Here is a 12,607-nt window from a genome sequence, read left to right on the forward strand (position 1 = left end):
CGTCAAGAGTGTATGGGATTTTGGCGCTTTCTTCACCGGAATTTGGTATCTGTATTTCCCGATGCCGGATCTTTTGTAAGCCTTCATTGATTCTTGTCGGATCGGCTTGCTGAAGAAATTATGCTCTTCTTTCGAGTAGCGAACGGCGCGGTTCACCCGGCGCGGAGCGCCGCCGCTTGCTAGGCATGCCGTGCCATTCGTTTCGTCCTGGACGCTTCGCTGGAACGGTCGCCACGCCGCTTTAAGTATTGACGAAGGCGCCGCAAAACTGGCAGTGCGCTTCCTCCTGACGGGCGGGTATAGCTCAATGGTAGAGCACTAGCCTTCCAAGCTTGTGATGCGGGTTCGATCCCCGCTACCCGCTCCAGTCAGAAACTACTGAAAACCCGACGGTTTTGCTCCATCGCTTCTACCATGGTGCATCTGACCTCGCGGTGTCGTTGCGGTAAGCGCCGGGGCGAGGGCCTCGATCTCGTCGATAATCTCCTGTGTGGTGCGGAGCGCGAGGCCTAAAATGGCCGGATCCGGGCTGGTGTAAATGTCGCTGATCGCGAACGGGACATGGCCCAGCATGTTTCCCTGCCGCCGGTTCGCCTCTCCGATGCGGCGGCGGACCAGTGCGGGACATCAACCAGAAAATGATTTTCGGGCCAGCCTGACGATCGCCCGGCAAGTCCGATCCCCGCTCTCCTCTTGTCCCAGGTCCGGCGGATGGTGGTGGCCACAATCCAGTGGTCGTCGGCTACGGCCACTGTCCGGGCGCGGACAGAGGTTGAACATCGCGGCCAATGTGGGAATGTCCGCACGGTAGGGGATCGGGTCACCTCAATCTGCTGACGCGCCTTGAACTGTGCCTTCTGCCCTGGATTGTGTTGATGGCGGCGGCTAGCTGCAGGACGCGGGATAGCGATCGTTCGCGCAGGACCAAGTCTTTCGGGCTGATAACCGGCCTCTGTATGGGCCATTTGCGGAAATGATCCACCCAATGATAGCGCACGCCAAATCGGGATCAGTTTTTGCCACATAGTCAATGACATACGCCAGACGATGCCGCGCGGCCTCCTGACCCGCCTTACCTTCCATCAGGATCACATTAGGGCGTAAACTCATAAGCGCGCTTGAGGTTTGTCGCTCGGCATGATTCAGGCTCCCGACCTTGGGAGATGTTGGATGGCGCGACGGCGGTATGAGCTGACGGACAGAGAGTGGCTGATTATCGAGCCATTGTTGCCGAACAAGCCGCGTGGCGTGCCGCGCGTCGATGATCGACAGGTGTTGAATGGCATTCTCTGGCGTTTCCGATCGGGCGCTCCGTGGGCAGAGATCCCGGAGCGCTATGGACCATCGACGACCTGTTACAACCGGTTCGTCCGCTGGCGAAAGGCTGGGTGTGGGACCGGCTGCTGGCGGCGGTTTCCGCAGGCTACAATGGCGAACTGGTGATGATTGATTCCACCTGCATGCGCGTCCACCAACACGGTGCGACGGGTAAAAAGGGGGAGCCGGAGATGCGGCCGCCAGGAACATCTGGGCCAACATCCCCAACCGTTCCAACCGAAAACAGCGCTTCGGATTTTCGTCCTGGCTCCACCGCCAGCGCAATCTCGTCGAACATTTCTTCAACAGGATCAAGCAGTTCCGGGGCATCGCCACCCGATACGACAAGAACGCTGCCAACTATCTCGCCGCCATCAAGCTTATCTGCGCGCGCCTGTGGTGCAACGCGTGATGAGTCTGCGCCCTAGTCCCCGATTGCGTCGATCACACCGGGGAAGGGTGGTCCGGGGGCGATGTCAAGGTGGCGCGTCGTTGGAATTTCTTCCCAGAAAATCAACGGAATAGAGGAATTTCTCGGAGTGTCTGCTCAGAATTTGCCCAAGTTGGTCATCGGAACGGTTTCTTTGGCGAAGGGTTGCATTGAGGAGGTGTCGGGTCAAGCTGTTCCTCATCGCAGTCAAATGAGATCAATGATTGGAGTTGATGGAGCCGAGCGCGGATACGCCATCCTCCGATCTGCAATGACCGCTAAATCTGTTGGTTAGGCGAAAGATTCTCGCATGAGTTCGCACCCAATCTCCCTTGCGGACGCATCTATTTTTTGCAACAGCACCATCGCGGTTGATTCAGGGAAGTATAATGAGAATTTGTATCGTTGGCGCAGGCTTTTCGGGAGCCACAATAGCACGCTATTTGGCCGAAAATGGTATCGCCAGCCTTGTCATCGACGAGCGAAATCACTTGGCCGGCAACTGCCATACCGAGCGTGACCCCGAAACGGGTGTTATGGTCCACAAATATGGCCCACATATCTTCCACACCGGGATCGAGCGCGTGTGGGAATTCATCAACCGCCACGGTGTGATGATGCCCTACGTCAACCGCGTAAAGGCGAACGTTGCAAACAAGGTCTATTCGCTGCCGGTCAATCTGCACACGATCAACCAGTTCTTCGGCAAGGCGTTATCGCCGAAAGAAGCGCGCGCCTTTGTGGAGTCCAAGGCACGCATGGACATTGTAGACCCGCAGACCTTCGAAGATCAGGCTCTGCGCTTCGTAGGCAACGACCTCTACGAAGCGTTCTTCAAGGGCTATACCCGCAAACAGTGGGGCTGCGAGCCAAGCGAGTTGCCCGCCTCGATCCTCAAGCGCCTCCCGCTGCGCTTCAACTACGACGACAACTATTTCAATCACCCCTACCAGGGCATGCCGCGCGATGGCTATACCGCGATCATCGCCGACATCCTCAACCATCCGGGAATCGACGTGCGCCTTGGCGTACGCCACGAGGATCTGGCCGAGGACTTCGCGCACACATTCTATTCCGGCCCGCTCGATCGCTACTTCAACTATGATCTGGGCCGCCTCGGCTACCGCACGCTGGATTTCGTACCGGAGCGCGCCGAGGGCGACTATCAGGGCGCTGCGGTTATCAACTACCCGGACGAGAGCGTCCCCTTCACCCGCATTTCCGAGCATAAGCATTTCGCGCCTTGGGAAGCCGCGAGCTTCGAAAAGACCATCGTGTTCCGTGAATACAGCCGCCTTTGCGGCCCGGACGACATCCCCTATTACCCGATCCGCATGGTCGCTGAGACAAAGTTGCTGGAACAATATGAAGCGCGGGCTGCGCAGGAACCGAATATAACATTTATTGGCCGATTGGGCACTTATCAATATCTCGATATGGATGTGACGATCGATCAGGCGATGGATGTGGCTGAAGCGTGGCTAGCCAAGGCCAAGGTCGCCAGCTTGTGATCTCTGATCGTTCTGGATCTGAGGCTATCACAGTAACGAATATGACATCACATGACTCGCGTTTGGACATTCTGAAACAGATAGGGCGGAGAATATGGGCCGCTCCGGGGGGCGTGGCAGTGCTGCCAGCAGGTCTTCTGCTGGCGGCGTATGCCACAGGCCTTTTCCAGTCCGAGATCGCACGCGCCCAGGACGAGCCCATTGTACGGCGCGAAGGTACGCTGACATATACGACGATACAGAATAATGGAGGAAAGAAGCAGGTTGGCGGGAATTACGCCGCGCTTCAGTTTTCCAATGATGCCAGTTCCGCCTTTTACGGCTGCTACAAAAATCGCAAGGCTGACAAGCGATCTGGCGGCGCCACCGTTCTTGCCGGCGACGACCTGTGCGAAGTTCAGGCGAACGGCTGGGATGGCGCCACCTATAATACCAGCGGAACGTTGAATTTTGCCGTCGATGGGCCTGTGGGCCGAAATGCGGTGCCGACAAATTTCGCAGTCTGGCTGGGAACCGCCAAGGACTCCGGGATCTCGCGAAATCAACTCGGCTTCCTGATCGATCAGCATTCCAACGCCTATTTTCGCAACGGCAATGTCGGCATCGGTTCGATCTTTGGTTACAATCCGCCCGCAACCTATGATGAAAAGCGCGCTCCGCCATTTCCCCTGACGATTGCGACCCAGAAACCAAGTGCCGCATTGGCTGCCTTTCAGGCAGGGCAATCCACCGGCGGCGCCCAAATCAATACTGAAAACGGCTATTCCGCGTCACACCCGATTTATGGTTTCTGGGGCGATCCAACAACCGGCCTTGGCCATTCGGCCGCCGGCACCGTCAACATCATTGCTGCCGAACGCGAAGTTGCTCGTTTCGATGCCAAGGGGACTATGCAAATAGCCGGCACAGCCGAGAGCGAAGCGGTGCGGCTGCGCCCGATCCGTTATGCGTCTTTACCTGCCTGCGATGCCGCCAATGCCGGGACTGTTGCCTATGTCGCTGACATTCTCAAACCCGTTACTGCCTGGCGCCAACGGATCAACGCCGGTGGTGGAAAATATTCGGCGTTCATTGCCTGTGATGGTGAGGGCTGGCATGCATTTTAGCTGAAACATCGCTGATATAGGCCCCTGACATCGTCATGATTGTCACTAGGGAAGCTCACAGGGGCTACAGCTTTCGCTATTTGAATTTTTCGACACGCACGGCAGAGCAAAACAAGGAAGTCGAAGGTATTCCATGAACGTTTCGATGGATGTAGTTGTAACAACGCATAATGATGCAGAGTTTTTGCGGGAAGCTTTGCTATCCATAATATATGGATCAAAAGGAACCAACCTTGTCCAGAGCATAGTAGTTGTAGATGATGCCTCTCGCTCATCCGAAGCAGAAATGGCCGATAGAATCGTTGATGAAATACGCCTGATTCACAGCGATATTATACTTATCCAGAACAGTGGAAATTGTGGCCTTTCTCATTCGCGCAACCGCGGTCTGCGCTTCTGTTCCGCAGAATATGTTACTTTCCTGGACGCCGATGACCTAAAGCCCGCTGGATGGGGCGCCATGGTGAAGGATATCCTTGAAGCTGAAAAGCCAGATTATCTTTTCACCGCTTCGGCATTAATCGATGATCAGCAGAATTTTTCGCCCTTTTATGACGAGGACAGATTTTCGCGCCTGTTCAAAGGGAAATCCATTCAAGCATTCGGATCCAATACACGATTTATTCCACTTATTCTGGAGCCGCAGATCGGGAACAAATATTTCAAGCTTGAGTTTATTAACAAATACCTATTCCCTATTGGACGAAAGTTCGAAGATCTCTATCTCATTGCGAGAATGACTCTCGATCTCGACAATGTCTTGGGTGCAAATGTTATAACGCATCTTTATAATGTGACTGAACGGTCCAGCCGCGTCACTATGATGCCAAAGCTCAAAGGGGATATTATCGGCAATCTTGCAGGTCTGTCCGCGATTTACGCACATCATTTCGATTCCAAGGCAGACAAGCTACGGCTCGAACGCAATCAGGCAGGGAGCTTGAGCGCCAAGAATCTGGATCGCCAGTTGCGTGTACTCGATCTTGAACGTCAGCTAGCTTTCGCAGCGCTGAAATGCGCATTCGCCCGCATGCTCGATTGGTCGATCAACACGATCGGGATCAGCGACGTGGAAGCTTTTGCTGATCGTGCGGCCCGTATCTTGCGGAGCATGCCGACAAATCCCTCGGTTGCCAAATTACTGGGTGATGTAGGTGATCCCGCCACGTTCAAATGGTATGACGATCTAATAAACATTTTGATCAATGGTGACCGTGGCTACCTCGGTCAAGTCTACGCATAAAGGTGCGGCAATGAGCTCCAATATCAGTAAATTGACACGAAAATTGAGCAGGAATTTGCGCAGCCTTGGCGTAACCGATACCAAAAAATATACAGATGATGGCGAAATATGGCCTCGTTTTGTCACGCTTGCCGAGGCTATGAGCGGCTGCAAGGGTGGAACGCGGGCGATCGAATATTATAAGACGCTGGCTGTCAGCAATGAAGTCATCCGCCCAATTATTTCCGATAGCATCGAGCGTTTTCTTTCCGTCTATCGGCCGACGATCCTGCTCCCGATTGCGCAGGACGGCGTCATCGTCGATATCGGCGCAGGCTGCGGCCTGTTTGCTGTCTTTGCCGCGCTTCTCCATCCGGACAGGCAGATTTGGGCGTTTGAAGCAGATTCCCAGCTTTGGGATATTGCGTGCGACGCTGTTGTCAATCTGGCCATCAAGAACATCGAATTGGTGAATAGGGCCGTCGTGCCGCAGGATTGGTCGACAACCCAGAACCAGATCAATGTGTTCGAAGATGGCGTCTTCCGTTCTCTGCGCACCAAGGGCAAGCGGGAGGTCACGCTACTCCGCATCAACGATCTCCCCTTTGGCGCCACCACCCCGATTGCGCTACTCAAGCTGGTTGCGCCAGGCATGTTCCTGCAACTGGCGTCGGAACTGGTGGAGCACAGCCAAACGCTGTTGGGTGAAGTCTGGAAGGCTGACTACGGCGCCGAAGATCATGCCATGATTTCCACACTTCTCGACACGGTGCCGTCAGGATGCATTCGAGACGCCGAAAGCGGATTGCTCTACAAGACCCATGCGTCTAGGCGGACCACCCGCACAAAAGCGGCCTGGTCCCCGGCCATTTTCCCGGCAAAGGCGGAACCGCTGAATACGGTGATCATTCCCGTATATAATATTGGAGACCTGGTTGAACCATGCGTTGAGTCCATCATCAAATCGATCGATCGGCCAACTGAAATTCTGGTGATCAACGATGGCAGCACCCAAGCCGAAACGCTGCAGTCGCTGGCGAAAGTCGCCAAGATGGCTCATACCAAGGTGATCGACAAACCCAATGGCGGTTGCGCTTCCGCACGCAATCTGGGCTTGCAGATTGCTCAGGGTAAATATGTCACCTTGATCGACGGCGACGATTTTGTCGAAGAATGTTTCCTGCCGCTGCTTAATGAAGCAATTTATGTCGGAGCCAGCAATATAGCTGAGATCGGATTTGCAGATTATAGCAGTATAACAGGGGAAGTATCCGACAATATCGAGCCCTATACGGATCGCGCTCTCAGAAGTGGGATGATCGGTTACGAAAGTAACATGTGGAACATTTTGCGGCGCCAGCCTGCAATATGGCGTCGCCTGTATCGCACAGAATGGTTGCGCCAGAATGGCCTGAATTTTCCTGAGCGCATTAAAGCTTATGACGATATGGAGTTTCAGTTCATCTCCCTTTATCTAAATGGGGGTGTTTCATACGCCAATGCGCGGGGTTATTATTATCGCAAGGATCGTCCGGGCCAAGACGTTAAAGCATCGGATACACGCCATTTTGGTACGTTCCAGATGCTCGTTACGATGGAAAATTTTCTGCGTAACCGACGGGCGCCGCGCGACCATTTCGTGCTGTTCGACCTGTTTACCCTTGATTGTTTGAGCTGGTCTTATTCATTGATCCACCTTCAACTCCGTACGTCTTTCCTTGAAGCATCGCGGGTTTTCATGATGGGCGGCAAGAGCTTCGATCGCGCTGCCAATGTTCATTGGGAGATCAGTCAGCGTATCAATTCGCCAGATAGCGACTTTGCGCGTGATTTCTGCGCAGAAATGCCAGATCGCAATGCTCTCGAACGATTCCATGTCGGTGCTCCGTCCTATATGGACCATGTCTATGACTATCATTTCCCTCTGGAGGTCAGTAACTAATTGTGATGCTGACAGATCCGCGCCTTAAAAGGTTAAGATGCCGCGCGAATTGATGTCAGGTCGATGAGTGAAGCCGACGAGTTATAGAAATATAAGGAGGTGCAGGATATGATTCTCAATGAATTTGGAATTGGTCACCATTATTGGCACGAAAAAGAGCAGATCGCTATTTGCGTGCCACCAAAATGTGGTTGCTCAGCAATAAAATATGCGCTGTTGATGGCGAGCAATCCACATTTGGGGTCGCTGTTTGCGCAAGATATGTCGCGCGTTCATAACTATTCCCATTTGGTTATGACAAAGACACCGTCGCAGATTTTCAGGTCATCTCGACGTATTTTTGTTACGAGAGATCCGATTAAGCGGATCATTAGCGCGTTTATATCGAAATTTATTATGGCTCCTGAAAGTATAGTGACGAAAACTATATGTGATATATCAGAAACGCCACTAGATCTGATGACATTTCGTAATTATGTCGAAACAATTTCTAATATGCCGGACTGTTATCTTGATCCTCATTTTAGATCACAAGAAAGTTTTCTTTCTCTTCCTCCGGATCAATATGAGTTTTTATCATTGGATTTCGGCGATGATAAAAAATATTCAGAATTTTTGGATAATATATATCCTGGATCAAGTGAAGGATATTTGGAACTAAATAAAAATCATGAAGACGTTCGGTCTGGAATATCGGTCAAATATGATTTTCCTGCTACTCCTGGAATATTTTCAGATTTTCCTGTAAAAAAGATTCGATATTTACGTGAGAATGGAAGTGTAATTCCGAAATTGTCTTTAATATTTGATGGTATGAATGATATCATGCAGAAAAGGTTTGATTTTGATTTCGAATTGAATGAGAAAACTTGAGTTTTATTGTTATGAATTTGATATAATGGATGAATATCGTTATTCGGGATACAGAAATAATGTACGGAAATTCTCTGTCTGACCAGAATTTCGTACAATCAATATGCCTGCGTGAACCATATGACAAGCTGGTAATGAATGTATATGGGGATGTCCGTCTTTGTAAACAAGAGCTAATCTGTTCTAGAGGAAGTCAGGTAAAGATCGATGGATTGCTTGGTCGGTTTTATGCGGGTCACTGGTTTAGTGAAACAAACATAGATGACATCTTCTTTCGTTTCCGATTTCGTGGTGACATCTCTATCAGTATAATCGGCCATGATATGGAAACGGGGCGCGAATGGATCGTCACACAATCTGATTGCCAAGCTGATCATGAACGTGAGATCGCGTTGCCGATCAACCTTCGGGCATGCGCTCAGGCCTCGCTCTACGCGCAATTCTCCTGCAATCTTCCTTCGTCTGTACACGCTCTACGCTGGACGAGCGACGCGCCTCCTATACGCTCTTGCTCACTGACGATGGTGGCAATTGTGTCGGAGGCGCCCGAAGGCGTCTTGCACCCGGTTGAAGCCCTGGCGCACCGTCTTGCCGAAGCAGATCGTTCGGCTGTAAATGACATTCATATCATTGACCTGACCGTCGATCAGTCCTGTGCCGAGGCTGTAACGCAAATTTCGTCCATCTGTGATTTACCTCCTATCCGTGTGGCTCCTTTTGTTCCCGGGCTGGGAATATTGCAGCGGGTGTTGGCTGCAATGGCTTATGGGCGCGCGACACATATTCTGATCTTGTCGGGCGAAGCATCTATCGAGCCGTCCTTTTTCGATCGTGTCCGCTCCATATTGTGCCATGCCAGAGAGGATATCAGGCTGAGCGCCACTTACATCGATGGTCATTCGCTCCGAATTCCAGTAATGGCCGGTGCCGGGTTTGCGAGAAGCCCGATCGATGTGAACGCTTACCAGAGGCCGGATACTGATAGTTGGGGCGCCATAGTATTTCCCCGCGAGGACATTTGTAGACATGGTGTACCATTTCCGCTCCACAACGATGCAGGCGAATATCGCCAGCGTTTAATGGGTGGCGGCAGAAGGATGCTGGTTTGGCCTGATTTGGTTGTCTCAGGCCGACCGCGGCTGCAGATCAGCGCGCCGTGGGCAGCATTTTATGAGGCGCGCGATGCCCTGTTCCTTCGCGGCTGGCAGGGGCGGAGCAGGACGGCAACTGCTCTTGAACTCAGCGGCAAGCTGCTGACACATCTCATCCAGTATGATTATTTGCGCGCAAATCTTATGCTGAAGGGCATGACCGCCTATCGCGTCGGCGCCCCGGCTCTACTGGCCTGGAGCGGCAAGGATCATGCTGAACTGGTTGCAGGTGCGGCACCCCGTTACAGGTGTGAAGGACAGCGCTTTCCACCATTACGCACCCGTCGTCTTTCTCCTCGCGCGTCTGGGAGATGCGCCTGGAAGATGATCAGGGCGTTAATGTCAGACCTTTTCCTACCAGGCCTCAAGCCGCTGATCCGACGTGGTTTTGTGCGAGCAGAAAATTTGACACCTTATTTCGAGCCGCGGCCAAAACTGATACTCATTCGCCATGCCGCAACCCGACGCCTAGAAGAACGGCAGTATGATTGGAAACGGGGCTGGTCTCTGGTGGCAGGCTTTGTTTGCCTGATGGTGAGGCTGGCCCTGCGCCGACGCACGGAATTTCATCTGAACTCCATGGCGTCGTTTGATTTCTGGAACGTTCATACTGACGCCCAGCGGCAACCCACCCTTGACTAACATGAAAAAATGACCTGGAATCGGCTCCAAAGCTTGGCTCTGCCAGATCGCACGAGGGATATATCCGCAGCCCTCTACGTCCGATCCGATCTCGGCAACCTGGTGATCGACGATCATGGCGCTGTCGTCCTTCATGACGGCCAATCGGTCCGCACGGACACTTTCTTCAATGGCCTGTCTGTCGAGAAGTGGAAAGCCCATTGCCCGGTCCAGCGATTGGCGTTGTGTCTCAGAGGAGAAGGGCAACTCATCGTCCGCTTCGGGCTGCGCCGGACCGGCATGGATCGACAATGGATATATGAACGTCCGGCCGATCTGAACGACGGCGAAACCGTTATCATCGACCTATCCTTTTGGCCCGATCTGCACGCCGGCTTGCTTTATTTCAGCCTAGAAGGAAAAGGCGGCCAAGCCAGTATTTATGACTGTTGGTACGCCACCAGCGATCCACCATTACGTCCCGTTCGCATCGGCATGGTTATCACCCATTATAATCGGCCGACACATGTCCTTCCCGCCGCGCAGCGCATTACTCAGGAATTGCTGGCTGATCCTGCTTATCAGGACCAGGCGGCGCTCATAATTGTCGATAATTCGCGCAATCTCGATTCATCCGACATTCCCCAAGCGATGGTGATCCCCAACCGAAACCTCGGGGGTTCAGGCGGCTTCATGCGTGGCCTCCTCTATCTCAAAGACACCGGCAGATTCACACATGCCCTGTTCATGGATGATGACGCGGCTTGCGAGATTGAGTCCATCCGGCGCAGCATAGCGGTTTTCACCTACGCCATCACACCCCGCCTTGCCATTGCGGGCGCACTACTGAGCGCGGCCGATCCCCATCGCTTGATCGAGAAGGGAGGAAGTTTCGAAACATATTGCCGCGCCCATCATACTGGGCTCGATATGCGGATTGTCGACGATTTGTTGAGCGCAGAACAAGAACCGGAGGCCGCCAATTATGGCGCATGGTGGTTTTTTGGCTTTGCGATCCATGATGTGGAACATTTCGCATTCCCTTTCTTTGTACGGGGGGACGACGTCCAGTTTTCGCTTGGCAACCGCTTTAATATACTGACTATGAACGGTATTGCATGTTGGGGTGATGACTTTGGTATAAAAGATACGCCATTCTATAATTATTTTGATAACAAGCATCACCTTATACATGCACTGTTAGGTGCCAGCGACGCAAAGTCAGCCTCTCGCGTCGCGCAAGGATTCTTCGACGGTAAACTAAAATCCTATTGCTATGCAGCTGCCACAGCTGCCTCACTTGCCGTCGAACATGTTTCAAAAGGGCCGCAGATTTGGGCTGATAATCCGGATATGGAGGATATTCGAAACGAACTGGCCGAATTATCTTCAAAGCAGAAAATGGCGCCGATATCTCCGGCACCCACATATTTCCTTCCAGTGCACCGCAAGTTGGGAGGCATGGGTCGAGCGCTTCGCTCGATCTCTCGCAATGGATTACGTTTGCCGCGCTGGTTCCTGCGCAACAAACCCGTTGCGCAGAGGGCGACGGCCATGGCCAATAACGCAGCGATCTTTGGTTATCGGCGCGTCTTATATTTCGACGATATGACCGGCATGGGGTTCATAGCGGAACATGATGCCCGCAAGGCGAAACGGGAGCGGGCCTTGTTCAAGCAGCGTCTGCAACATTTTGAAGATCATTTCGATGCGCTGCGCGTCGCTTATGTGGAGGCCTTGCCCCATCTGACATCTCAAGCTTTTTGGGAAAGCGCGTTCAATGAAGGAAAGCATCCGTCAGCCATTCAGCCGGGCAAATGACCGTTCATGATACTCAATGCCCTGATCTATATCAGAAAAAGAGCGCAACATACCGTTTTCTACGACATAGACGGCATTACAGTTTTCGCGAATGAAATGCATTTCATGAGTGATGATGACCATCGCCTTATCACGACGTTTGTTCAGCAATTCATTACGACTTTTTTCCTGGAACCGCTGATCGCCGACGGCGATCACCTCGTCGATAATCAGGCAATCGAAATCAATTGCCATCGATATAGCAAAGGCGAGGCGCGCGCGCATGCCAGCGGAATAGCTTTTGACAGGCTCGAAAAGGTAATGGTTAAGTTCGGAAAATTCTTGAACATAGGACAGCAACTGACGATGATCTTCGCCATATATGCGGCAAATGAACTTGAGATTATCGTATCCTGTGAGGCTTGCCTGAAAACCGCCAACAAAGCCGAGCGGCCACGATACACTCATCGAGCGCTCGACCGTACCTCTTGTCGGTTGCTCTGCGCCGCTAACTATTCGAACAAGAGTCGATTTACCAGCGCCATTTGGCCCCAAAACGCCGATTTTCATACCCGGTTCAATTTTCATCGACACGTTGTCGAGCACCCGATGTGGACCTCGGCGAGTATGATAG

General features: G+C 52.5%; 8 protein-coding genes, 1 tRNA gene and 2 pseudogenes. 9 read left to right on the forward strand and 2 right to left on the reverse strand.

What is annotated here, in order from left to right; translation table 11 throughout:
* The first annotated feature begins 293 nt into the window (after positions 1–293).
* From AC6JBC_RS04470 to AC6JBC_RS04500, 7 genes and pseudogenes are all read left to right on the forward strand, one after another.
* Positions 294–367: transfer RNA gene (locus AC6JBC_RS04470), tRNA-Gly, on the forward strand.
* An 803-nt stretch (positions 368–1,170) separates the two neighbouring features.
* Positions 1,171–1,729 (forward strand): annotated as a pseudogene (locus AC6JBC_RS04475) (IS5 family transposase).
* A 350-nt stretch (positions 1,730–2,079) separates the two neighbouring features.
* Positions 2,080–3,258 (forward strand): UDP-galactopyranose mutase, encoded by a 1,179-nt coding sequence (glf, locus tag AC6JBC_RS04480; protein ID WP_329604454.1) that lies wholly within the window; start codon positions 2,080–2,082, stop codon positions 3,256–3,258.
* A 113-nt stretch (positions 3,259–3,371) separates the two neighbouring features.
* A complete protein-coding gene (locus tag AC6JBC_RS04485) occupies positions 3,372–4,364 on the forward strand; it encodes a hypothetical protein (RefSeq protein ID WP_196224288.1) in 993 nt (330 codons plus the stop codon).
* A gap of 133 nt (positions 4,365–4,497) precedes the next feature.
* Positions 4,498–5,607 carry a glycosyltransferase family 2 protein gene (locus tag AC6JBC_RS04490; protein ID WP_498025612.1) on the forward strand — a complete coding sequence of 370 codons (1,110 nt, stop codon included), beginning with the start codon at positions 4,498–4,500 and terminating at the stop codon, positions 5,605–5,607.
* A gap of 10 nt (positions 5,608–5,617) precedes the next feature.
* Complete coding sequence (locus AC6JBC_RS04495; protein ID WP_498025613.1) at positions 5,618–7,528, forward strand: glycosyltransferase family 2 protein; 1,911 nt, start codon at positions 5,618–5,620, stop codon at positions 7,526–7,528.
* A 108-nt stretch (positions 7,529–7,636) separates the two neighbouring features.
* Positions 7,637–8,002 (forward strand): annotated as a pseudogene (locus AC6JBC_RS04500) (sulfotransferase family 2 domain-containing protein); the annotation flags it as partial.
* 194 nt (positions 8,003–8,196) lie between these two features.
* On the opposite strand, the gene AC6JBC_RS04505 reads toward AC6JBC_RS04500, so the two are convergent.
* Positions 8,197–8,355: a hypothetical protein gene (locus AC6JBC_RS04505; protein ID WP_498025998.1), complete on the reverse strand. Its 159-nt coding sequence runs from the start codon at positions 8,353–8,355 to the stop codon at positions 8,197–8,199.
* A gap of 75 nt (positions 8,356–8,430) precedes the next feature.
* Here AC6JBC_RS04505 and AC6JBC_RS04510 point away from each other — a divergent pair, with 75 nt between their 5' ends.
* Complete coding sequence (locus AC6JBC_RS04510; protein WP_498026085.1) at positions 8,431–10,194, forward strand: hypothetical protein; 1,764 nt, start codon at positions 8,431–8,433, stop codon at positions 10,192–10,194.
* Positions 10,195–10,296: 102 nt separating this feature from the next.
* The gene (locus AC6JBC_RS04515; RefSeq protein WP_498025614.1) at positions 10,297–11,994 is read left to right on the forward strand and encodes a glycosyltransferase family 2 protein; all 1,698 of its coding nucleotides are present in this window, start codon (positions 10,297–10,299) and stop codon (positions 11,992–11,994) included.
* On the opposite strand, the gene AC6JBC_RS04520 is transcribed toward AC6JBC_RS04515, so the two are convergent.
* Complete coding sequence (locus AC6JBC_RS04520) at positions 11,971–12,561, reverse strand: ABC transporter ATP-binding protein (RefSeq protein ID WP_498025615.1); 591 nt, start codon at positions 12,559–12,561, stop codon at positions 11,971–11,973. The two genes, AC6JBC_RS04515 and AC6JBC_RS04520, sit on opposite strands and share 24 nt — an antisense overlap.
* Positions 12,562–12,607 lie beyond the last annotated feature (46 nt).

This window comes from Sphingobium sp. RC1 (assembly GCF_059738765.1).